This is a genomic window from Chromohalobacter canadensis, from assembly GCF_034479555.1.
Lineage (GTDB): Bacteria > Pseudomonadota > Gammaproteobacteria > Pseudomonadales > Halomonadaceae > Chromohalobacter > Chromohalobacter canadensis.
The window spans coordinates 884,981-907,703 of sequence record NZ_CP140151.1 but is presented as its reverse complement, the minus strand read 5'-3'; the positions used below and the strand labels follow the sequence as shown (position 1 = coordinate 907,703).

Annotated in this window: 22 protein-coding genes; 7 read left to right on the top strand and 15 right to left on the bottom strand. The window is 63.4% G+C overall.

Annotated features, from left to right (window positions below):
* Window positions 1–109: 109 nt before the first annotated feature.
* The 7 genes from SR908_RS04310 to SR908_RS04280 are packed head-to-tail and all read right to left on the bottom strand — an operon-like array spanning window position 110 to window position 6,081.
* Window positions 110–742 carry a TIGR04282 family arsenosugar biosynthesis glycosyltransferase gene (locus tag SR908_RS04310; protein WP_246920022.1) on the bottom strand — a complete coding sequence of 211 codons (633 nt, stop codon included), beginning with the start codon at window positions 740–742 and terminating at the stop codon, window positions 110–112.
* Window positions 732–1,436, bottom strand: a complete 705-nt coding sequence (locus SR908_RS04305) for a TIGR04283 family arsenosugar biosynthesis glycosyltransferase (RefSeq protein ID WP_246920026.1) — start codon at window positions 1,434–1,436, stop codon at window positions 732–734. Before SR908_RS04305 ends, SR908_RS04310 begins: the two co-directional genes overlap by 11 nt.
* Window positions 1,437–1,444: 8 nt before the next feature.
* On the bottom strand, window positions 1,445–1,792 hold the full coding sequence (locus SR908_RS04300; protein ID WP_246920028.1) for a glutaredoxin family protein: 348 nt from the start codon (window positions 1,790–1,792) through the stop codon (window positions 1,445–1,447).
* 18 nt (window positions 1,793–1,810) lie between these two features.
* Window positions 1,811–2,479, bottom strand: a complete 669-nt coding sequence (locus tag SR908_RS04295; protein ID WP_246920029.1) for a DUF3047 domain-containing protein — start codon at window positions 2,477–2,479, stop codon at window positions 1,811–1,813.
* A complete protein-coding gene (locus tag SR908_RS04290) occupies window positions 2,476–3,150 on the bottom strand; it encodes an ATP-binding cassette domain-containing protein (RefSeq protein ID WP_246920033.1) in 675 nt (224 codons plus the stop codon). Before SR908_RS04290 ends, SR908_RS04295 begins: the two co-directional genes overlap by 4 nt.
* Before the next feature lie 16 nt (window positions 3,151–3,166).
* Window positions 3,167–4,879, bottom strand: coding sequence for an ABC transporter permease (locus SR908_RS04285; protein WP_246920037.1), 1,713 nt, complete (start codon window positions 4,877–4,879; stop codon window positions 3,167–3,169).
* Complete coding sequence (locus SR908_RS04280) at window positions 4,876–6,081, bottom strand: ABC transporter substrate-binding protein (protein ID WP_246920040.1); 1,206 nt, start codon at window positions 6,079–6,081, stop codon at window positions 4,876–4,878. The genes SR908_RS04285 and SR908_RS04280 overlap by 4 nt, the downstream gene beginning before the upstream one ends.
* A gap of 198 nt (window positions 6,082–6,279) precedes the next feature.
* On the opposite strand from SR908_RS04280, the gene SR908_RS04275 reads away from it, so the two are divergent.
* The 6 genes from SR908_RS04275 (at window position 6,280) to SR908_RS04250 (ending at window position 10,973) form a co-directional block, all read left to right on the top strand.
* Window positions 6,280–8,616, top strand: coding sequence for a hypothetical protein (locus SR908_RS04275; RefSeq protein WP_246920042.1), 2,337 nt, complete (start codon window positions 6,280–6,282; stop codon window positions 8,614–8,616).
* 59 nt (window positions 8,617–8,675) lie between these two features.
* Window positions 8,676–9,104: a DoxX family protein gene (locus SR908_RS04270; RefSeq protein ID WP_246920045.1), complete on the top strand. Its 429-nt coding sequence runs from the start codon at window positions 8,676–8,678 to the stop codon at window positions 9,102–9,104.
* A gap of 43 nt (window positions 9,105–9,147) precedes the next feature.
* Window positions 9,148–9,483, top strand: a complete 336-nt coding sequence (locus SR908_RS04265) for a hypothetical protein (RefSeq protein WP_246920048.1) — start codon at window positions 9,148–9,150, stop codon at window positions 9,481–9,483.
* A gap of 70 nt (window positions 9,484–9,553) precedes the next feature.
* Complete coding sequence (locus SR908_RS04260) at window positions 9,554–9,817, top strand: hypothetical protein (protein WP_246920051.1); 264 nt, start codon at window positions 9,554–9,556, stop codon at window positions 9,815–9,817.
* A 71-nt stretch (window positions 9,818–9,888) separates the two neighbouring features.
* On the top strand, window positions 9,889–10,443 hold the full coding sequence (locus tag SR908_RS04255) for a DinB family protein (RefSeq protein WP_246920054.1): 555 nt from the start codon (window positions 9,889–9,891) through the stop codon (window positions 10,441–10,443).
* Entirely contained in the window at window positions 10,440–10,973 is a 534-nt protein-coding gene (locus tag SR908_RS04250) for a DUF302 domain-containing protein (RefSeq protein ID WP_075368117.1), read from the top strand. The genes SR908_RS04255 and SR908_RS04250 overlap by 4 nt, the downstream gene beginning before the upstream one ends.
* Before the next feature lie 23 nt (window positions 10,974–10,996).
* Here the strand turns inward: SR908_RS04250 and SR908_RS04245 are convergent, their stop codons facing one another.
* The gene (locus SR908_RS04245; RefSeq protein ID WP_246920057.1) at window positions 10,997–12,094 is read right to left on the bottom strand and encodes an aminoglycoside phosphotransferase family protein; all 1,098 of its coding nucleotides are present in this window, start codon (window positions 12,092–12,094) and stop codon (window positions 10,997–10,999) included.
* 275 nt (window positions 12,095–12,369) lie between these two features.
* On the opposite strand from SR908_RS04245, the gene SR908_RS04240 reads away from it, so the two are divergent.
* Entirely contained in the window at window positions 12,370–14,184 is a 1,815-nt protein-coding gene (locus tag SR908_RS04240; RefSeq protein ID WP_246920059.1) for a DUF748 domain-containing protein, read from the top strand.
* A gap of 4 nt (window positions 14,185–14,188) precedes the next feature.
* Here SR908_RS04240 and SR908_RS04235 read toward each other — a convergent pair whose 3' ends face one another.
* The 7 genes from SR908_RS04235 to SR908_RS04205 all read right to left on the bottom strand — a co-directional run bounded on the left by SR908_RS04235 (window position 14,189) and on the right by SR908_RS04205 (window position 22,712).
* Window positions 14,189–14,962, bottom strand: a complete 774-nt coding sequence (locus SR908_RS04235) for a M90 family metallopeptidase (protein ID WP_246920061.1) — start codon at window positions 14,960–14,962, stop codon at window positions 14,189–14,191.
* Between the two features lie 37 nt (window positions 14,963–14,999).
* Window positions 15,000–16,571, bottom strand: a complete 1,572-nt coding sequence (locus SR908_RS04230; RefSeq protein ID WP_246920062.1) for a carbon-nitrogen hydrolase family protein — start codon at window positions 16,569–16,571, stop codon at window positions 15,000–15,002.
* Window positions 16,572–16,736: 165 nt separating this feature from the next.
* Window positions 16,737–18,179, bottom strand: coding sequence for a Na+/H+ antiporter NhaC (gene nhaC / locus SR908_RS04225; RefSeq protein WP_246920065.1), 1,443 nt, complete (start codon window positions 18,177–18,179; stop codon window positions 16,737–16,739).
* 43 nt (window positions 18,180–18,222) lie between these two features.
* Entirely contained in the window at window positions 18,223–19,545 is a 1,323-nt protein-coding gene (locus SR908_RS04220; protein WP_246920067.1) for an NAD(P)/FAD-dependent oxidoreductase, read from the bottom strand.
* 296 nt (window positions 19,546–19,841) lie between these two features.
* Window positions 19,842–20,513, bottom strand: a complete 672-nt coding sequence (locus tag SR908_RS04215) for a GntR family transcriptional regulator (RefSeq protein ID WP_246920070.1) — start codon at window positions 20,511–20,513, stop codon at window positions 19,842–19,844.
* Between the two features lie 221 nt (window positions 20,514–20,734).
* A complete protein-coding gene (locus SR908_RS04210; RefSeq protein WP_246920073.1) occupies window positions 20,735–21,682 on the bottom strand; it encodes a dihydrodipicolinate synthase family protein in 948 nt (315 codons plus the stop codon).
* Window positions 21,683–21,776: 94 nt separating this feature from the next.
* Window positions 21,777–22,712, bottom strand: coding sequence for a 4-hydroxyproline epimerase (locus SR908_RS04205; protein WP_246920076.1), 936 nt, complete (start codon window positions 22,710–22,712; stop codon window positions 21,777–21,779).
* Window positions 22,713–22,723 lie beyond the last annotated feature (11 nt).

Below are 22,723 nucleotides of genomic sequence, written 5' to 3'. Positions count from 1 at the left end.
TCTGCGGGCTGTCATTCGGCCATCATGGCTTGGTGGCATCCTGCTCCAAACCGATCCGCATCCATCATGGCAACAAAACGCGTCGTCCACCACACACCCGGGCGAGCATTCATGTCGCGCTGTCCAACATGCGCCAGCGCTCGAGATCGCGCGGGGTGTCGAGGTCCCACACCGTACCGGGGCAGGCCACGCGAAGGCCCAGTTCTCGTGCCCTTGCGTGCGTCTGCGCCGCCACCTCGCTGCCGCCCCAGGCCATGTCCGTGAACAGCCGGGCGGGGAGCCGATGGCCCCCGATCAATGCATAACCGCCGTCCTCGGCGGGCAGCATCACCAGATCGTGAGCGTTCAGCGCCCGCACGCAGCGCGCCAATAGCGCCGACGTCAGCACCGGGCAGTCACTGCCGATCAGAAGCGCCGGGCCGCGCTGGGCGGACAAGGCGGCGTGCATCCGCTGACCGAGATCCCCCGATGGCTGGGCATGCAGCGCGATGCCATGTCGCGCCGCCAGCGCTTCGAGCAGCGGATGGCGCGGTGCCAGCCCCGCCCATAGCTGTACCCGTGCGGCGGGAAAGGTCTGGCAGGCCACCTCGAGCGTGCGTTCGAGCAGTGCGACATGCACGTCGCGCGCCTGCTCGGCATCGAGTGCCGGCATCAGCCGGGTCTTGACCTTGCCGGGGATCGGCGCCTTGGCGAACACCAGCAGCGTCACCTCGGCGCCGGAGATCATCGCGTCAGCGGACATCGGTGTACTCCCCCGCCAGGGTCCAGGGCGATACACCGCACCAGTAGCGCAGGCGCAGCCACCACATCGTGGCGATGGTGCGTAACGGGCCGTGCTGCTGCCAGCGCCGCGCGGACGTGGTCACTCGTTGGGCGAGGCAAGCCGGCGCGGACAGACGACGCAGGCGCCGGCTGATTTCGATGTCTTCCATCAGCGGCTGGTCGGGGAAACCGCCGACGCGTTCGAACGCGTCGCGGGTCATGAAGATCGCCTGGTCACCCGTGGCGATGCCGGTGAGGCGCGAGCGCCGGTTCATGCTCCAGCCGACCAGCCCCGCCAGCGCGAACCCGCGCTCGATCTCGACGTCGAAGCGCCCCCAACACGTCGGCCCCTTCAGCGCTACGTCGATCAACCGGTCGGCGCGATCTGGCAGGCGCGTGTCGGCATGTACGAAGACCAGGCAGTCGCCGCGACTCTCCCGGCCGCCGTGATTCATCTGCCGGGCACGACCGCGCGCGCTGACCAGCACCCGATTCGCCAGGGGATGCGCTAGCGCGGCGGTCTCGTCGTCGCTGCCGCCGTCGACGACCACGATCTCGACGCCGCGGTCCCTCAACGGCGACAAGGCAGTCAGGCAGGCCTGGATCGTCGCGGCTTCGTTCACCACCGGCACGATGACGCTCAACCATGGCGTTGCCGGGCTTTCTCGTGACATGGCCTCGCTCATGCGGACGGTGACACGGCAAATCGATGCTTCAAATGCTCGACGATATCGCTGGACTCATAAAGCCAGGTGGTCGTCCCGCCTTCGTCGATCCGCAGGCACGGCACGGTCTGTTTGCCACCGCCGGCCACCAATTGCGCTCTGGCAGCGGGATCCTTGCGGATGTCATGCATCGTGATATCGACACGCAACTTGGTCAGAGCACGCCTGACCTTCCAGCAGAAAGGGCATCCCTCGAAATGGTAGAGGGCCAGCTTGCGTGCTTCACGATCGGCCTCTTCCTGAGCTTGTGGAGACCGCTCAGGCATGTCTTTATCCCCCAACAACCGCCGTATCATTGTCAGCATGCTGCTGTCTCCTCTGGTTCACCTTGGACAATTCGGGGGCGTCGGCGAGTCGGAGAAGCCGACGCCGTAATACCAGGCGGTGGCGTCGCCGCCCGCGTTGTCGCCATCGCTCATCAACGCCACGCCGTCGATCTCGCTGACGTTCTCGCCGAATAGCGCCTGGTAATCGGCGCTCACGTCGCGCACTTCCGCCCGCCATTCGCCGACCGGTGACTGCTCCCCCTGAAGGGCCAGCAGCATCGCCCGGTCGGTGAAGGCATTTGGCCAGCGCGCCCCGACGGCTTGATTGGAGGACCATACGTAGTTCACCGATTGCACCTGCCACGGCAGCAGGCCCGTCTTGCGTGCCACGTAGAGCCGGGCGGGATAGTCGTCGCCGGCCTGGGTGCGCTCGTCGAGCCCCGTGTAGCGGGCATCCACCTTCCAGCACCAATGCAGATAAGGGGTCTCATCCAGATCGATCTCGCGCTCCAGGTACTTGGCGGAAGCCTGGCCCTGAGCGCTGGCCTCGAGCACCTCGGCGCCGTTGTCGCTGACCACTGCGTAACGCGTCTGTCCCTCGAAGGAACGCGTCTCCCACGCCGCCATGTCCCGGGCGGAAAACGCGATGTCGGCGGCCGAGGCGCCTGTCGAGAGCGCCAAGCCGCCCAGGACCAGCGCCCATCCCACCCAGCGATGCGTCGTCATGCACGTTCCTCCTGATCGGTGGGCCCCATGACGGTGCCTCGTTCGGTCAACCACAGGATACGCCCGCCGGCCGCCCGGGCGTCGGCTTCGTCGTGGGTCACCATCAACGTCGGGAGGCGGTGATCCCGCACACGCGCGAAGACCCAGTGGCGGATTTCGTCGCGCCGGGCGGCATCCAGCTTGGAGAACGGCTCGTCGAGCAGGATCGCGCGCGGCTGCGACAACAGCACCCGCAACAGGGCCACTCGCGCCTTCTGTCCGCCGGAGAGCGTCGACGGATCGCGCCCCGCGAACGCCTCCAGCCCCACCGACGACAGGGCGTCATGGATTCGCGCGCGGCGTTGCCGACGCGTCCCTTCACGCACCATGCCGAAGGCCAGGTTGCCGGCCACATCGAGATGCGGAAACAGCAGCGGATCCTGAAAGAGTAGCCCCACATGGCGCTGCTCGGCGGGTAGCGTATCGATTCGCGTCTCCTCGAGCAGCACGCGCCCTTGCGCCTGGAACGCCGGGCTCAAAAACCCCGCGATGAACGCCAGCAAGGTGGACTTGCCGACGCCGGAGGGCCCCATGACGGTCAGCACCTCGCCGGGGGCGACCGCCGTGTCCAGGCTCAGCAGACGTTGCTGCCCCTGATGAATGACGATGTCGTCGAGAATCAATGACGCCATGGCATGAGTCCTTTCGTCAGTCGGCACCTGGCAGCAGACCGCGCCGCCGTCGAAACACGTAACGCGGCACCAGCATCGCCAGCATGAAGCCCAGCGCCGGCAGCAACAGTTGCAGCAGGGCGTAAATGGCCGTCAGCCGGCGGTCTCCACCGCTCGCCAGGCTGACCGCCTCGGTGGTCACCGTGACCACGCGCCCGGCACCTAGCAGCAGCGTTGGCAGATACTGGCCGATGCTCACCGCGAAGCCCACCGCCGCTGCGGTCAGTACCGGTGTCAATAATAGTGGCAGACGCACGCGCCAGAAGATCCGCCAGGGGCCGGCACCGAGGCTGCTCGCCTGCTGGCCCCAGCGCGGGTCCAGGCGTCGATAGCTTTCCGCCAGCGACAGGAAGACATAAGGCAGCACGAACACTGCGTGCCCGATGATGACCGCACCCAGGCCGGGCCGGACGCCCATTTGCGCCTGCATCATGACCAGCCCGAACAGAAACGCCACCGATGGCACCAGTAGCGGCAGGTACAGGATCAGTTGCGCCCAGGGGCGCATCGGCCGGCGGCGCTGGGTCTCCGCCTCCAGCGCGCCTAGCACCAGCACCACGGAGACCAGGGTCGCGGCGAGCGCGACGCCGAGCGACTGCCACACCGGGGCAGCCAGATCATCGGCCGCGTTCAGCCAGTTGTGCGCGGTCGGCGGCCAGGGAAGGAACGCCGGGAACGGCCAGTACCCGGCCACCGACCACAGCGCCAGTCCCGCCAGCGCGGCCATCATCAGGCCCAGCACGGTGCGCATGGCCAGCCAGGCCATACCGGCCAGCCAGCGATCACCGCACTGGCGCCGCCCGTCCCGGCACCAGCCCCGGCTGGCGCGCGCCACCAATCGCTCCAGTGCCCACCATATCAACAAGGCAGCCAGCGTCAGCAGCAGTTGCAGCATCGCCCCCGCCGAGGCCATGAAGCGCATCGACAGCGCGGGATCGTTGAGCCAGCCGACCACCGACACCGCCAGCGTGGAAGGCGTCGTGGGGCCCAGGATCATGGCTACGTCCACCGTCGAGGTGGCAAAGGCGATCACCGCGTAGAGGGGCAACCGCAGCAAGGGGTAGAGCCCGGGCATGACACCCTTGAGAAAGGCCGTCAGCGGACGATAGCCCAGACTGCGTGCCACGCGCAGGCGCTCGCCGGCCTGGCATTGCACCAGGGCCGCCAGGCTCATCAGCAGCAGGAAGGGCACCTCCTTGACGACCAGCCCCAGGATCAACGAAAGCCCCCAGGCATCGCCGGGAAACGCATAATCCGGCGGGTAGGCCCAGCCGCTCAGCCAGGGCGAGATTCCCCGCGCCGCCCATCCCGACGGCGCCAGCAGGAACGCCAGGCCGATCGCCGCCGCCGCGTGGGGCACCGCCAGCAGCGGTGACAGCCAGCGCTGGATGCGCCGATACAGCGCCGTATGCAGGAAACTGCCCAGGAACAGTACCACCAGACCCAGTGACAACGCCGCGCTGACCAGCCCGGTCACCAGGCTGAGCCGTGCCATGTCGACGATTCCCGGCACCGCGAAGAGCTGCCGCCAGGGCGCCAGGGTCAGGCGCTCACCGCCGAGTGCCGGCAACCAGCCGAACGCCGGTGCCAGCGCCCCCAGCACACCGGCGACCACTGGCACGCTGAGCAAGGCGATGGTCAGCCAGGGCAGGACACCGACGACGAGCCGATAGGCAACGGCCGATGTCATTGCGCGCCGTAACGCTGCCGCCAGGCCTTCTCGAGCGGCTCGATCCAGGAGGGATGGGGTTCGCGCAGCGTCTCGCCCAAGGAGGGCGGCGGCAGGCTCTCGGCGGCCCGGCCATCGCGCGCGAACGCCTCACGCTGCTCGGAGTTCAGGCGCGACATGTCCAACACCGTGGCATCGCCCCACAGCGAAAGGTCCTGCTTGCGGGCCTGGGCCTCGGGCGAGAGCAAGAAGTTGGCGACCGTCAAGGCGCCGGCCTTGTGCTGGGCATTGAAGGGAATGGCGACGAAATGCACGTTGCCCAGCGTGCCATCGTCGAGGATGTAACTGCGCGTGGTCGGTGGCAGTTGATAATCGAGGACCGCGGCGGCCGGGGCGGAGGGGGTAAAGGTGAACGCCAGGCTCAACGCCCCGTCGCCCATCAGCTGACGCATCTGTGGCCCGCCCGCGGGGAAGCGCTCGCCCTCGCGCCACAGAGAGGGATGCAAGCGGTCCAGGTAGTCCCACAGCGGTGCGGTGACGGACTCGAAATCGGCCTCGTCGACCGGTGCATAAAGCGCCTCACGGTGCTCGGTCAAGGCCAGCAGTGCCTGCTTGAGGAAGGTCGTGCCCAGAAAGGCCGGCGGCTGGGGATAGGTGAATCGCCCCGGATGCGCCTGGGCCCAGTCGAGCAGCGCGGATATGCTGCGCGGCGGCTCATCGACACGCGCGCTGTCGTAATAGAAGGTGATCTGCGCACGCCCCCAGGGCGCTTCGTAGCCCTCGACCGGCAGGGTGAAGTCCTCGCGCACCTCGGGGTTCTGCTCGGGCGCGGTCAGCGGAAAATGGGGCAGCTGCTCGGCCCAGGGGCCATAAAGTAGGTCGTTGTCCTTCATGGCGGCGAAATTCTCGCCGTTGAGCCAGATCAGATCGACCGCGCCCTGATCGTCGTTACCCGCTGCTTTCTCGGCCACTACGCGGGTCACTGCCTCGCCGGTATCACCCACCTTGACATGCTCGAGGTCGATCCCGTAGCGCTCGTCGACCTGCTCGGCCGCCCAGTCGATATAAGCGTTGGTTCGCGGATCGCCGCCCCAGGCATTCCAGTACACGGTCTGTCCCCGGGCCGCCTCGGTCACCGATTCCCAGTCGGACAGCTCGTATGCTTGCCCCATGGTCGGCAACAGCGACAACGCCGTTACCAGCAAGCCTCGCGAAAACGTCATGTCTCTCTCCCTCGATTGATCACCGCCTTGGTCGTGGCACGGCGATATTCCTTACAAAGCACGCCGCCGATTCTTCAGCCTACATGCCGTCTCCGTCCACCGGCTCCCTTTACCGCCAATACGCGGCGGGAATTCTGTAAGGATACTCACCAATTCGCGACTCAAGGGATATCACAACATCAATACGGGGACAGAGACATGACCAACCCATCGTCTCAAGCGCGTCGCTATTGGCTGGGAGGCAAACGCGCCGACGAGCAGGACCGTTTCTTCCGCGAGGCACTCGAAGCCCGCGGCTGGCGAGCGGGCAGTGCCGAGGACTGGCAAGCGGGCTGGTTCACAGGCACCCCCGAGATGGCGCAGTTTCGCAAGCTGACGCCGAGGCACAGGCTCAATCATCTGCCCGGCAACAATGCGCTGACGCTGAAAAGCAGGCTGTATCAATCGCTGGCGACACTACGTGAGCGAATGGGCGAGCGCTTCGGCCCGCATGCGTCACAGGTTGCGCGACTCGACTTCTTCCCGCGCGCCTATCTGATGCCTGACGATTATCATGCCTTGCAGGAAGCCGCCCTGGCCAATCCGGCACGGCGCTGGATCCTCAAGCCTTCCAATGCCTCCAAGGGCAAGGGCATCCGCCTGCTCGACGATGCCGCCGACGCGCCCCGGCACGCCAACTGGCTGGTCCAGGAGTATCTCGACGAGCCGCACACCATCCGCGGGCACAAATACGTCCTGCGCCTTTACGTGCTGCTTGCATCGCTCGATCCTCTGCGTCTCTACGTGTATCGGCAGGGCTTCGCCAAGCTGGCGTCAGCCCCCTACGATCACGACGATACCGGCAACCTCTATAGCCATCTCACCAACCCCGACATCAACGCCCACAACACCGATGCAGAGGTACCCGTCGAGTTCATCGACTTGGATCGCTACCGCGCGTGGCTTCGCGAACAAGGGCATGATGACGACGCCTTGTTCGAACGCCTCCACGACCAGTTGACGCTCACCGTCATTGCAGCCGTGGACAGTTTTCGCCAGCGCTGTGCCGAGGACGATATCGATAGTCGCGGCGGCTATGAATTGCTGGGTATCGATTGCCTGGTCGACGCCTACCTCAAGCCCTGGGTTCTGGAATGCAACCTGAGCCCCTCGTTGGGCGTTTGCGCCGGCCCCGACAGCGGCGGACCGCTGGAGGAAGCCATCAAGCGGCGCCTGGTCGAGGACATGGTCGAACTGGTGGATATCGACGCTCAGGAGACACCGACCAACGACGACTCCCCCCAGACCTTGCGCGACGATGCCCAACGCGAACTGTCACGCGCAGGGGATTTTCTGCGTCTTTACCCAAGCGCGACGCCCGCTGACTACCTGACGTTCTTCACCCTGCCCAGCCGCCTGGACTGGCGACTGGCCGGCGCGCTCGATGACCCAGCACCGGCCGAGCCCCAGCTGCAACGTGGCCAGGTCTGCGAGCTGATCGATAACGACAGCCTGGTGCTGTACGACACGCAGCGCGGAAGTTTGCTCGCGCTCAACGACAGTGCCGCCCTGATCTGGCTGCTGGCAAGCGAGGGCGAACCCCCAAATACCATCGCCGATCATTTGTATCAGGCCAGCCAGGTCGGCCACACTCCGCCCGATCGCGATGCTCTGGAGCGCCACGTCTGGCAATGCCTGGAGGCTTGGTGCCGCCAGGGGCTTTTGCAACAACTAGCGACCCACCCGGACGCAGGCACATCGTCCACAGTCGCGACGCACGTGAAGACGGCGCCCGCGAAGACGACCACCCTGGTACCGACCTACCTTGCCATCGCGGGCTGCCATTGGGACTTGCGCAGCGATAGTCAGGCAGCACGAGAGCGACTGGCGGGGGCGCTCACACCGCTGGAATCCGCCCAGGGCGACCCGTTGCCACGCCTCGAGCTGATCCAGGAGCCCAGTGGCTACGCCATCATGATCGGCACAGAGCGGGTAGCCTCTCATCTCGGCCTCGCCGAGCTCGGCCCCCGCCTGGTCGACACGCTCGGCCGACGCGCACTCGCCGAAGGTCAGATGATGATCGACACCGCGCTCCTGGTTCATCCCGATACGCCCGATGCGGCTGTTCTCGTGGCCATGGCCGATGACGACTGGCAACCACTGCGCGCCCTGGTCGAGCCGCTCGGCTACCGCCTGATGCGTGGCCTGGCCTGGCACCGTCAGGCAGGCGACCGAGTCCACATGCTGGCACTTCCCTTGGCCGCCCCCGGAGGACGACTCATCGCTCCCTCGCCCAGCCCATCGACCGAGCTGCACATCGTCGGGGCCGCGCTCTGTAATGGCGACGCGCCCGCGCCGACCCCGCTGACGCTTCTTGCAACGCTGCTACCGGCATCTCGGTATGCCGACAGGCGTCCCCCCGACGGGCACGACGTCAACGCCTTGCTCGACTGGCTTGCGGCGCTGCCGAGGTTCTCGTTGCCCAGCGACGCGCCGGAACTGGCGAGAGAACGCCTGGAAGACGCCACACCGCATGCCCTATCGACCGGATCGTGAAGCCCACGCCGGCGCTCCGCGCCCGGCGTTACCACATCGTCCACCAGGAGAACCGACACATGATGACGTCAGCACTGAAAGCTTCCGCCTCTCTCCCCCGCGCTTCATGGGCGCATTGGCTGCTGCGTGCGGCCATGGCAAGCGTCTTCTTGTACACCGGCGTCGACAAGTTCGCGGGCGCCGGCATCGAGGGCTTTGCCCAGATCATGGCGCTGCCCTGGGTCATCGCCCTGGCCGTCGCCCTGGGCGAGATTTCTACCGGTGCGCTGATTCTGCTCGGTGGGCTGATAGCCGGGCCCGTGGGCGATGCCATCACCCGTGTCGGCGCCCTGTTTGCAGTGCCGATTCTGCTGGGCGCGATCTTCATGGAGCACTGGGGCCAGTGGCACTTCATGGCCACCGCCAGCCACCCGCTCGGCGGCATGATGTTTCAGGTCACGCTGATACTGATCGCCCTGTTCATGATGGCCAGGGGCAATCATAGCTGAACCGATCATCATCATCCTGGCGAGTCACAACGGAGCATACCTCATGACCCTGCACTCACGTCGCACCCTGCTCGATACCCTGTCACGCGGTATCGCCTACAGCGTCCCGGCACTCGCCGTGTTGGTCGGCGGATCAGCCGTGCATGCGATCTACTCTGACCTGGCCACTCCCTCGGGGTACTACATGTTCGCCTCGGCCGAGGCCAGCCCCGAGGCGGAAGCCGGTCCCGAAGCAGAGGCCAGCCCTGAAGCCGAAGCAGAGGCCGAAGCCAACCCCGAAGCCGAAGCCAACCCTGAAGCCGAAGCAGAGGCCGAAGCCAACCCCGAAGCCGAAGCCAACCCCGAAGCCGAAGCCGAAGCGAGTTCCGAGGCCGGTTGACGACGCGTCAAGGCCTCTTAGACGGCGGTGCCTTGCACCGTCAATCACTGCAGGAAAAAGGAGTGAAATCATGACACTACATGAAAGCAAGCGTTATACCCTGATGGGGCGACTGAGCCGGCAGGTGCTCTACACGACACCCATGCTACTGCTGATGTCCGCTCCGCTCGCCGCTCAGGCCGTCGCTGACGATGCCGTGGGTGCCGGCGGCTACACATCGCTGCAAGGCGGTGCCCCGCTCATGGCGAACGCCGAGGGCGAGGCAGAAGGCGAAGGAGAGGGGGAAGGAGAAGCCGAAGGAGAAGCCGAAGGAGAAGCCGAAGGTAGCGCCTGACATCCCTCACCACAGGGCGCGTGGTCGTCTACGGCCTCGCGCCCTGACTTGCCCCAACGGGAGTATGCGTCATGTCCACCCCTGCATTGAATGCCTTGCTGGAGGAAGCCGCCGATACCCTGCGACAGTTGGCGACATTCGTGGCAATGCTGCCGGCGGCTCAGTACACCGCGCCACATGGCGCGGATGCCAGGCACTCCATCGGCAAGCATGTCCGACATATCCTGGATCACTACGAGGCGTTATTGGCCGTGGGATACGAGGCTCAGGCCTTCACCATCAACTACGAGCATCGCCGGCGCGACCCTGATATCGAGCGACACCCGGACGTCGCATTCGCGCATCTACATCACGTGCGCGAGCGCCTGACCCGACTCGGGCAGCGCGATACGGCCACGCACTGTCGCCAACTGGCATATCGAGCCGGCGACCACGTGTTGCCCTTGAACACCAGCGTCGAGCGCGAACTGGTCTTCTTGACCAGTCACGCCATTCATCACATGGCGATCATCGCCTTACTCGCCGACACTCAAGGTATCGAGGTCGCCGAGACGTTCGGCGTACACCCCTCGACACAGCGTCATTGGCAAAATAACCGCCCATCAAACCATGAGGTGACATCATGAAACTCCCGCTTCCCACGTCCCTTTTCCTCGCCCTGGCGCTCACGCTGGCAGCCTGGGTATCGCCCGCCATGGCCGACACCCATTGGCCGCAGAAGGACTGGCACGTGATCCCCACCGAACAGCGTTACAGCGCGCTGCTCGAGCATCTCAAGCAGGCCGTCGACGCCAATGACATGGGTGTGGTCACCGAAGTCGGACCGACTCAGGCAGCCGCCCAACGCGGTGTGGAGATTCCCGGTAACCGGGTGGTGGGCGTGTTTCGCAACGACTTCGCGGTCGATATTCTACGCTTGAGCGTACCGGCGATGATCGAGGCACCGATCCGCTTTTACGTGACCGAAAACCAAGACGGCACCGCGACATTGTCTTGGAAGAAGCCCAGTGCGATCTTCGCGCCTTATGTCGCCGATCTCGACGATGACAAACGCGCCTCTGCACTCGCCGACAAGGCACGAGAACTCGACGCCATCTTCATGGATATCGCTGATATGGCCATAGCGGGGGTGCCCACGCAAACTGCGGCTGAATGATACGAGTCTCAATAGATAACTATCTATTTCGCTTGGGCCAGTTCGTCGGCAAGTCTGTGATTGTCATGGCTGACTCGCTCGATGACCGGCGAGGACAAATAGTGTCGAGCCCGGTCTTCTACATGTGCAATCAGCCGGTCCTCGCTCAAGGCAGCGGACCAGTCCTCGCCTTGTGCCAGCGAATCCCGCTCTTGGTGGTAAAGTGTCAGCCACTTGGCACACCAAGTCGTCGACCATAGCCACATGGCGCGCCTCGTGGCCACCAAGGCCTCGACATCCATCACCTCATTGGTGGTGTGCCGGGTTGCCCACCAGTGGCGATAAAAGTCCACTACGGTGGCGGTATCCAAGACGGCGTAGCTCGCCGGATCCCAGGTCGTGGAGGTATACAGCGACGCATGGGCAAGATCCAGCCCGGGGTGGCCGTAACGGCACTTCTCCAGATCGACCAGTACCGCCTTTCCCTCCGGGGTGATCAGGAAGTTACCCGGATGCGCATCGAAACTGATCAGGCAGCGTTGGGCATCGATACGCTCGGCCAATTCACGATCATCGTTGAAGAGTGTCAGCTCGCTGTCGAGCCGCCGCCTTGTTCCCTCATCAATCGGCGCGTCATCGAGATAGGTAGCCTGGGCCAGAACCTCATCGCGCATGGCGGTCCAGGGCGAATGCGGACTTTCCAGCGGTGGGCGCGCAGCGACCGGGGGCACAGCGATCTCATGCAGATGCGCCAGTGCCTCGCCGATTGCCGGTAAGTCGTCAGGTAGTCGCGCCTGCCTACCCTCGATGGCACTAACGAGAAGGCCGCCTCGGGGAAAATCGGCACTGATTGGCAGGATGGCGTGGAGGTCCGGTGTATGGCCGCTCTGTGCAGCGCGTCGAAAACAGTTCGCCTGATACTCTAGATTTGTCTCCGGATCGAGCTGCATCTGACTCTGTTTGGGCAGTCTTGCTATCCAATCGGGGCCAGTATCACGAGAGATCCAAACATGATCATGGGCTAGGCCGGTATCCGGCAACGCGGCGAGATGAACGACTGTGTTGTCGATGGCGATCAACGCTTTGTGCAATTGAGATAGACGTTCGACAGAGAATAGCGATGAGGGCGTAAAATCGACCACGAAAGAAACACTCCTAGGAGGGGGTTAGCTACTGGCATTATTCGAAATAGGGCCAATATTCGACATGGGGCCAACATGGCTGACATACCCTGTTAGTCGCAGAAAGGGCCAATTCCTTTCTGGTTCCGCGATGCTCCTGCCGCGACGCGCTCTAAATTAACTGTAACGACAAGCCGGCGTTGCGGCTAGCCTGGCCGGCGACTGGCGGGCCCACGCTGACGATGTCACGCTGATGAGTATTCATCCATCATGATCTGACAAAACGGAAAATTAACATGCCGCACTCCCATCGCAGCATGGCGCCACCGATGCGCAAGCGTCGCCTCGGCATAGGATTGAGTGTGCTGGCGGCGCTAGTGCTGCTATTTCTGGTCGCCTGGCTGTGGGCGTTACCGGCGTATATCGACCAGCGCCTCAGCCAGACGCTGAGCGATCGCAGCGGCCGCCAAGTATCCATCGACGACGTCACCCTCACCCCATGGCGCCACCAGGTAATCCTCGACGGGCTACGTATTGCTGGCCAGAACGACACACCGGTTTTCTCGAGCCAACGGGTAGTGGCGACCTTCGATTGGCACTCGCTCTTCGAATCGGGCTGGCGCTTCGAGCGAATCGAGTTAAAGTCGCCGCGGCTGCAACTGATCTGGCGCTCCGGAGGCGAGTGGAACCTGGCCCGACTATTTGGCGGTGACGGTGGGGGCGGTGAGTCGGCACCACTGCGTATCGCCCAACTCAACGTCAGCGATGGCCGGCTGGACTGGATCAATCGACGACCCGATGAGCCGCTGACGCTGAGCCTGAAAAGCCTCGATCTCGAAGCGCGCCATTATGACAATAGCGATGATCGGCCCTTCTCTCTGCAGGGGCAGGCAGACTGGAATGGCGGCACGCTAAAGGGGGCGGGCGAGATGGGTTTCTCGCCGTGGACGGTGGATGTCGATCTCAAGGCGGACCAAGTGCCGCTGACGACGCTGTCCGGCTATCTGGCATACGTCGTTCGCGCCGAGCCGGCGGCAGGGTCGCTTGGCGCGCAGATTCGACTGCGTGCGGGCCGCGCCAGTGATGCCGGCACACAGGTCAACGGTCAGGGCGTGATCGAAGGGCTCGAGATGCGTGATCCTGAGAAGGATCAGACCATCGCCCGTGCTGAACGCTTCGCCGTGAAAGGACTGACGTTCGCCAGCGCGGAGCCTGAATTGACCGCCGAGCGGGTGTCGCTTGCGGCACCCTGGCTCGATGTGACGATCGATGAACGACTCGACACTAACCTTACCGCCTGGCATCCGCCGTCATCGAACAATGGAACTGGTGGTTCCGAGGGCAGCGGCATGCGCTATGCGCTCGACACCCTAGCCATCGAGCGTGGCGCGGTGGCCTTCAGCGACCGTCACCTGCCGCGCCCGTTCGAGCTTGATTTTTCGGCGCTGAATGGCGAGTGGCGACAGCTCAACTCCGACCAACCGGGTGACGGCCAGTTATCGCTCGAGGGAAAGGTGGCCGATGGCTCGCCGCTGCGCATCGAGGGCACCTTTGACCCGCTCGGTGACGCCCTGAACGGCAACCTGAACTTGCACTTCGAGCGCCTCGACCTCAAGACCTTGGCGCCCTACTTGCGGGAGTTCGGGGGCTATGCCGTCGAGCGAGGCCAGGCGACGCTAGATCTCGATTACCGGCTCGATCAGGGCCGCCTGCAGGCGCAGAATCATCTCGTGCTGCATCGGCTCAAGCTTGGCGAGGAGGTCGATGCCTCGGCCACCGACTTGCCCCTCAAGACGCTGGTCGGTGTCCTGAAGAGTGACGACGGCACCATTAGGCTCGATATACCCATGCGTTTGCCACTCGATGACCCTGGATCGGTTGATTTTGGCAGTGTCGCTGGTCAGGCGATCCGCGAGGCGCTCGAAAATTTGGTCTCATCGCCACTCGAAACGCTCTCCGAGGTGGTCGGTGGCAGCGATGACGGCTCCTCGGGCGATACAAGCGCTAATGGTGAAGGCACCAGTAGCGGTGAGAGTAATGACAGCGGCGGAAGTGACAAGAGCCGCGAGGATGGCTCCGCGCTCTACGAGCGTGCCCGCACTCGCCAGTGAGCACTCAGTGCGACGGGTAACGCCTCAGCGGGTCCTGCCGGAAGTAGCGAGCAAGCAGTGCATATAGCTCAGGATAGGCGGCGTCGAGGACATCTGGGGCGGTGAAGAAGTACTCGCAGCAGACCGCGAAGCATTCGCCGGGGTGTGTGGCGGCGTAGTCGTCGATGGGCGGTGCTTCGCCGCGTTCGAGGTGAGCCTGTAGATCGTCCCACACGTCGGTGAAGACGCGGTGCCAGTCACGCGGATCGATAGCGCGCGGCAGGGGCGGAAAGCCGTCGGCGTCCAGCGAGTTGCCCATGTCCAGCTTGTGGGCGAATTCATGGATGACGACGTTGAAACCGCCCCAGCCGCCACTTTCCTGAATATCCGACAAGGCAAGGACGATAGGGCCTTGGTGCCAGGTCTCGCCGACGCGCTCGTCTTCATATTCATGCACTACGCCAGCCTCGTCCATCTCTTCGACCTTGCGGCGGAATGCCCCTGGCAGTACGAGAATCTCATGGACGTTGGCGAAGGCCTCGCGGGCGTCGTCTTCCGACCAGTAGAGCGTCATCAGGCAAGCCTGGGCGATTAGCGCCAACCGCGCGGGGAGGTCGAACAATTCGTCGTCGAACAGCGAAAGCCGCTTGCGGCGCAGGAATGCCCAGGCGCGCTCTCCGAGGCGTCGGGCATCGTCTTCGGGGAGCGCCATCAATAGTGGCACCCGAGCCTGGCCTTCGGTCCAGGCCTCGGCGGGGAAGGGGTGGCGCCCGCCGCGCCAGGCGTTCCACCATTTCATGGTCGGGCTCCTCGCCGTCTTCCGCTAGCGTATCGACTCAGGTGTCTTCCTGACGCGAGCCGGACTTCCACGACCAGTCGCGCCAACGCAGGTCGAACAGATCCTGGCGGCGGTCCTTCAAGTTGGTGACCGAGCCTTCGTTGCGCACCACTGTGAGACGGGTCAGGTCGAGATCCGAGAACATGATCATCTCGGTGTTGGGGGTAGTTTCGGCTAGCACCGCATCGTGGGGAAAGGCGAAGTCCGAGGGTGAGAACACCGAGGACTGCGCGTACTGGATCTCCATGTTCTCGATCGACGGCACGTTGCCGACGCTGCCGCACAGTACCACGTAGCATTCGTTTTCGATGGCGCGTGCTTGAGAGCAGTGGCGCACGCGCAGATAACCGTTCTTGGTATCGGTCCAGAACGGGACGAAGAGGATATCCATGTCCTGATCCGCGAGCAGGCGCGAGAGCTCCGGGAACTCGACGTCGTAGCAGATCAGGATGCCGATCCGCCCGGCATCGGTGTCGAAGACGCGCAGGTCATCGCCTCCCTCGATGATCCAGTCGCGGCGCTCCTGGGGAGTGATGTGCAGTTTGGCCTGCGCTTCGATGTCGCCGTCGCGGTGGAAGAGATAAGAGATGTTGTAGAGGTGCCCGTCCTCGTGCTCCTCGATCATCGAGCCGGCGATGATGTTGATGTTGTAGGAGACCGCCATGCGTGACAGCTCGGTCTTGAAGTGCTCGGTGAAGCTGGCCAGAAAGCGGATGGCGGCGATTTGATCCTGCTGAGCGGCGCGGTCCTGCAGGCCCATCAGCGGCGCGTTGAAGAGCTCCGGGAAGATCGCGAAGTCGCTCTGGTAGTCCGAGAGCGCATCGACAAAGTACTCGGCCTGCTGCAAGACCGCTTCCACCGAGGAAAACTCACGCATTTGCCACTGCACCGCCCCCACGCGTACCTGGGTCTTGCGTGTGTCGAGCACCGACTCGGCGGGCTCGAAAAGGATGTTGTTCCACTCGAGCAAGGTCGCATAGCCCTGGGATTTTTCATCCTCCGGCAGGTACTTGCGCAACAGCCGCTTGACCTGGAAGTCATTGGCCAGCTGGAAGGACAGGATGGGGTCGTGAATCTCCTTGCGCGAGACCTGATCCAGATACTCGGCCGGCGACATTTCGCTGGCGTGCTGGTGATAGTTGGGAATCCGTCCGCCGGCGAGGATGGCCCGCATGTTCAACGATTTGCACAGATCCTTGCGGGCTTCGTAGAGGCGCCGGCCGAGCCGGTAACCGCGATAGGCCGGGTCGATCAACACGTCCAGGCCATACATGGCGTCGCCTTTGGGGGCGTTGAGGATGATCTCCCGCTGATCCATCAGGTCGTCGTAGCGGTGCGGGTTGGAAAACTCCTCATAGTCGACGCGGGCGGTTAAGGCCACGCCGACCAGTGTCTTGTCGTCCTCGATGACGATCTGACCGTCGGGGAACTCGCTGACCAAGCGCTCGATGGTGCGCTTTGGCCACGCGCCTCCGAGATCGTGATAGACACGATCCATCAGCGTCTTGAGCTGCGGATAGTCCTCGGGCGTCAGGTTGCGAAGATTGAGGTGAAGATCGTCGAGGGACATGGCGGCGTCCTGCATTGCGGATACGAAAGTGAGCGCTAGTGTATCACGCGGGGCACGCGGTCCATGAGGCAACGGTGTGAGGGGAAACGCTACCTCTTGCCGACTACCGACAAGCCCTGCACGTGGCAGGGCTTGTAAGATGACGATAGAAATATCGGCGCCGTACTATGAGGTTTGGAAGTTCTGCCGCGTGTTGGCGTTGTCTTGTGCCTCGGTCTTGGGCTGGGCTTTCCAGATGGCGATATTGGCGTAGCCGTAGAGGATCGTGATCGCGATCACCAGCATGTGGTACCAGAGGAAGGGAAGATAGGCCATGGTCGAGACACCGAGGGTGGTGGCCATGAAGACACCGCCGTCGGTCCAGGGCACCATGGGGGTGGTGATGGTGCCGCCGGCTTCGGCATTGCGAGAGAGCACTCGCCGATCCACGCCCTGATCGTCATAGTTCTTCTCAGTGATGGTGCTGGCGGTAATCAGCGAAACGTAGGCTGCGCCGCCGAAGAAGTTGCCGAAGAACCCACCCAGCATGGTCGACACCGTCAAGCGTCCCGGGTTATTGGCCCAGCGTAAAAAGCCATTGCTGATCGTCTTGAGGATACCGACTTGGCTCATCAGGCCGCCGAGGCCCAAGGCAAACAGGATCAGTGCCACGACACTGAGCATGGACTCGATGCCGCCGCGGTTGAGCAGTGTGTTTAGGAATTCCACGTCGGACTGCATGGCGTTGCCTACGTAGGCGATGCGAATGGCATCGATTGGGCCGATCCCTTGGGCCCACCAGGCACAGATACTGCCTAGAACGGCGCCGAAGGTGATGACCGGGATGGCCGGGTAGCGGCGGGTCAGCAGCCCGATCACGATCGCTGCCGGCAGCAGCAGCCAGGGGCTGATGGTGAAGTTGGCCTCCAGCGCTTCCATGGCGACGGTGGCGCGCGAGGTGTCCACATCGCCGCTCACATAGTAGAAGCCAACGACCAGAAACAGAATTGATGCGATCAGGATGGCGGGAGCGCTGACCGTCATCATGGAACGGATGTGGTCAATCAGGTTGACCTTGCATAGCGAGGCGGTCATCACAGTAGTGTCGGACAGTGGCGACATCTTGTCGCCGACGTAAGCACCGGAGATAACCGCGCCGGCCACCAGCGGGAGCGGAATGCCGAAGCTATGACCGATGCCCATCATGGCAACGCCGGCGGTGCCCGCGGTACCGAAGGAGGTGCCGGTGGATAGTGAGGTCAGGGCGCAGATCACGAAAGCGGCGAACAGGAATATCTGCGGATTCATGACCGTCAGCCCGTAATAGATGATGCTGGGCACGATACCTCCGGCGATCCAGGTGCCGATCAGCGCGCCGACGGTAGTTAGAACCAGCACCGCTTCCATGCCGTTGTGAATGCCGTCGATGAGACCTTCCTGCATGGCGGCGTAGGACATCTTGAGTTTCAGGCCAAGTGCCATGACCAAAAACCAGGAACCGAACAGCGCAAGTTGAATGGGCAGGCCGAGTACGTTGATGCTGAGGAACATGATGGCGATGAAGCCCACCATGACGCCAAGCACCTCTATCATGTTGGGTAGCCTTGCGGGGCTTTGGGATGAGGACATGATGTCTCCTTTGATCTTGTTGTCTTGGATGAATGTATTGCGTTTAAAAACGATCGAGCCGATAGGGTGTCAGCTCGGGAAGTGCTCGGTCGTAGGCAGGGGGAGCGCACCGGGTTGCGCCAGAGCCCGCCGTTCCTTGCGTTGCCAGCTCGGCCACCAGTTCGGCCGTCACCGCGGCCTGGGTAAGCCCCAGATGGTGATGCCCGAACGCCAGCAGTACCCTGCCGTCTTGCGCGCTATCGATGACGGGCAGCGAATCAGGCAGAGAGGGACGAAAACCCATCCAGGGCGTTGCTTCAGTGGTATCGAGTGGCGTCTTGAAAAGGCCTTGGCTCAAACGATGTAGCTGCCAGGCCCTTTCCATGTTGGCCGGTCGTTTGAGACCCGCGAATTCGACGGTGCCCGCCAGGCGAAGGCCGTCCGATATCGGTGTCATGATGAAACGGCGCTCCAGCGACGTGACCGCCGTGGGCAGACGCGACTGTTCGCCGGGTAGCATCAGGTGATAGCCGCGCTCGGTATCCAGCGGCACCCGGGTACCGGTAAGGCGGTCGGTGAGTGGCGCCGAGTGGGCTCCGCAGGCCACCAACACCTGGCGGCCATGGAGCCGCCCCAGAGCGGTCGTCTCGAGCGTAACGCCATGGGAATGGACGTGGCCGGATACGACTTCGTCCTGGCGGAACTTGACGCCCTCGGCCTTGGCGGTGGCCACCAGGCGTTGCACGACCGAAAGCGGGTCGACGACATGCCCGGTCGAAGGGAAGAACAGGCCGCCGCGAATCGATCCGGAAAGTTGCGGCGCCACATCGCGGATGGCGTTTCCCGACCAGGATTCGATCGGCACCCCCTGCGCCGCCATGCTGGACTGCAGTGCCTGCAGGTTGGCCAATGAGCTTTCCTGCTCGTAGACCATGAAGGACCCGTCTTCCTTCAACAGGTGGGCGCCATCGACCGTGTCGAGGAGCCGACGCCAGGCGTCGAGGCTCGCCTCGTTGAGTGCACGAAGCCCGCTCACGCTGGCCTGGTAAGGTGCTGGGCGTAGATTCGACAGTAGCCGGATAAACCAGGGCAGTGCCTTGGGAAGGTAACGCCAGTCTAGGCGTAGCGGTCCCGTGGGGTTCATCAACATGCCAGGCAGGTGTTTGAGGATCGAGGCATCGGCGATGGGAAAGACCTGCTCGGTGGCCATGTGCCCCGCATTGCCGAAAGAGGCCCCCATGCCTGGCGCCTGTTTGTCTACCACCATCACGTTCAAGCCTCTTCGGCCCAGCGCGAGGGCGCTGGCGATACCGATCACGCCGGCGCCGATGACGATGACATCGGCTTGATCGGCATTATCGTGGACAGCCTGATCCTGTGAGCCCATGGAGATTTCCTCGCGGGTGGTGCGTCTTGTATTTGTCGATTGTATAAAATATAAGATATGTCGATGCCGGCTTCAATAGTGCGTCGACCAAAGTCGTGACGCGATGCGTGAATACGACGCCGTCAGCGGGGAGGTGGCGTAACAGGCAGGCTGAAGCGTGTCTGGCTGCGTGGGGCGGATGGAGGCGAGGGGTATCAGAAAACGCAAGCATCGACGCGCCCGGTGGCGCATCGGCGGAAGGTCAAGGGTGGAGGCCTCTCGGGGGCATGAACAAGAAAGTCGAAGGGAGAGGGGCGCTAGAGGGTTTCCATCTGCTTTGCTCGTTCGTCCAGCAGCGCGACGATGCCTTCGCAGGCCTCCTGTATATGCGTCTTCAACAACTCGCAGGCCTTGTCGGCATCGCGTTGGCGGGCCAGTTCGAGCAGGCCGTGGTGCTCTCGTTCGGCCTTCTCGATTTCCTGTGTGTAGACCAGTTGCATGCGAATGTAGCGATCTGACTTTGTGTTCAACTGGCTGATCAGCGAGAGCGTTTCAGGCAAATCTGCCGGTGCGTACAGCGCTTGGTGGAAGGCGAAGTTGTACTCGCTCCAGTTATCGATATCGCCGCCGGAGTTCAGCGACTCATCGTACTTGAGAAGAATGTCTTCGGCTTTTTTCAGGTCCGCGTCGGTGAGGCCATTGATGGCGTGGCGCAGAACGTAGGTCTCGAGCAGGACGCGCAGATCGAACAGTTCGCGAATCTTGGCCACGGAAAGCTCGGTGGTGAAGGCTCCCCGGTGGGCGTGAAACTCGACCAGACCTTCGGATTCCAGGGTCAGCAGGGCTTCGCGGACAGGGATACGGCTGACGTCATAGTCCTTGGCCAAGGCGTCCTGGCGAAGCTGGGTACCGCCCTTGAATTCCCCGCCCAGTATACGCTCGCGCAGGTCGTCCGCGACGAATTGCGCCCGTGTCTTGTAAGTCGCCATGGCCGGCCTCTGCCGAAGATTGGATTTCGCATACTGTATACAAACTGAAGTGAATGTCCAAGGTGGAGGCATGACGGCACCGACACCGCTCCATGCTTTCGAGAAGGAGCGGGCCCTGGCACCAGGAAAGGGAGCCGGGAGGTCACGGACCTCCCGGTATGGTAGTGCGCAATCTGCCAGCGTGCCGCTGGACAGCGTGTCGTGTCAGACTGGCCGTTGCATCAGGTATTGCCCAGGCTGGCGGACCAGTTCGCGTACCAGGTACGGAACAGCTCGTACTGGGTTTCGATATAGTGTCGCTGGGCGTCGCTGAGTGCATCGGTCTCGTTGAAATGCAGTGCGTACTCTTTTTCGCCGTTGAGGACCATCAGGTGCTTGTAATAAAGCACCAAATCGGCGCCTTCGTCGAAGGAGGACAGCACGCCGAGGGCTTCTTCGAGCTCCTTGGACTGGCGGCGCGCGACGACGTCCCCCTGGGCGGCTTTCTTGCTGAGTGCGACGAGATGCAATACTTCACGGGGCAAGGCGTTTCCGATACCGGTGATGGCGCCCGTTGCGCCGCAGTTGACGAAGCCGTGGTAGACGGTGGTGTCGACACCGACCATCAGGGTGACGTCATCATCCTGTGAGGTGATGTGCTCCGCCGCGTAACGCAGGTCATCGGCGCCGCCGAACTCCTTGAAGCCGATCAAGTTCGGGTGTTGGGCGCGCAATTCGAAGAACAGGTCGGCGCGGGTGGCGAAGCCATAGTGCGGACTGTTGTAGATCACGGCCGGCAGGTTGGGTGCAGCGTCCAGAATGGCCGAGAAGTGAGCCTTCTGCGCGGTGGCGGACGTGCCGCGAGACAGCACGCGGGGAATGACCATCAGTCCATGAGCGCCGACCTTGGCCGCATGCGCTGCATGGGAAACGGCCTCCCTGGAGTTGACCGCACCGGTGCCGACGATGGTCGGGATGCCCGCCTCGACCAGCCGTGCGACGCCTTCCTGACGTTGTGCTTCGCTCAGCAGTGGCCAGTCGCCCATGGAGCCGCAGTACACCACGCCGCTCATTCCTAGTTCGATCAGTTCACGGCCCTTGGTGACCAGAGCGTCGAAATCTGGCTGGCGGTCGGCGGTGCAGGGCGTCATCAGTGCGGGAATGCAGCCGGTAAAGATGGCATCGTTCATCGTTGTTCCTCGAAGGTTGGTCTATTGCATGCAAGATGCTCAGCGCAGCGGCATGGTCGTGGTGACCGGCGCTGAGTCGTCGAAATGACAGGCGTCACTGGCCTGCGATCCCCCAGGCGAAGGGATCCTGCTCATCGATCAGCAACGTGGCGTCGGCGCTGAGATGGGCACGCCCCTTGATCGAAGGACGAATGCAATCGCCCTCCCACTCATAGGAGGCCTCGAAGCGGCTTCCGCAGATGCTTGCCTGTGTCCAGGTCTGCCCCGGTGCCAGCCTGCCATCGGCGGCGAGACAAGCGAGCTTGGCGCTGGTGCCGGTGCCGCAGGGCGAGCGGTCATAGGCCTTGCCGGGACACAGCACGAAGTTTCGGCTGTCGGCCTCGCGGTCGTCACAGAAGAGCTCGATGTGGTCGATGACGCCGCCGTTTTCCCCGGTGATCGACTGGGCCTCCAGTGCCTGACGAATGGCCCAGGTGTAGTCGGTGAGAGCCTCGACATTGCCAAGTTCGATGGTCATGCCGTGATCGCTGACCAGAAAGAACCAGTTGCCGCCCCAGGCGATGTCGCCGTGTACGGTGCCGTATCCCGGCACCTCGACGGGGGCCTGGCGGCGATGACGGTAGGAGAGGACATTGCGCACGGTCACGGCGCCGTCGTCGTGAAGCATGGCTTTGATGGGGCCCGCCGGCGTATCGATCTTGTGGCAGCCCGGCGTCATCTGCCCCAGATGATGGAGTGATGCCACCAGCCCGATGGTGCCGTGGCCGCACATGCCGAGATACCCGCTGTTGTTGAAGAAAATGGCCCCGCAACTGGCATCGTGGGACTCGGGCGCACAGTACAGCGCACCGACGAGCACGTCGTGCCCACGCGGTTCCAGCATGATGGCCCGTCGCCATGCATCGTGATTGTCGCGGAAGTCATCGCATTTCTCGGCGATGGTGCGACCCGAAAGCGCCGGTATGCCTTCCATGACCAGTCGTGTCGGCTCTCCCGCCGTGTGGGAGTCGATGACGTGAATGCGTTTCATAAGGCACCTTC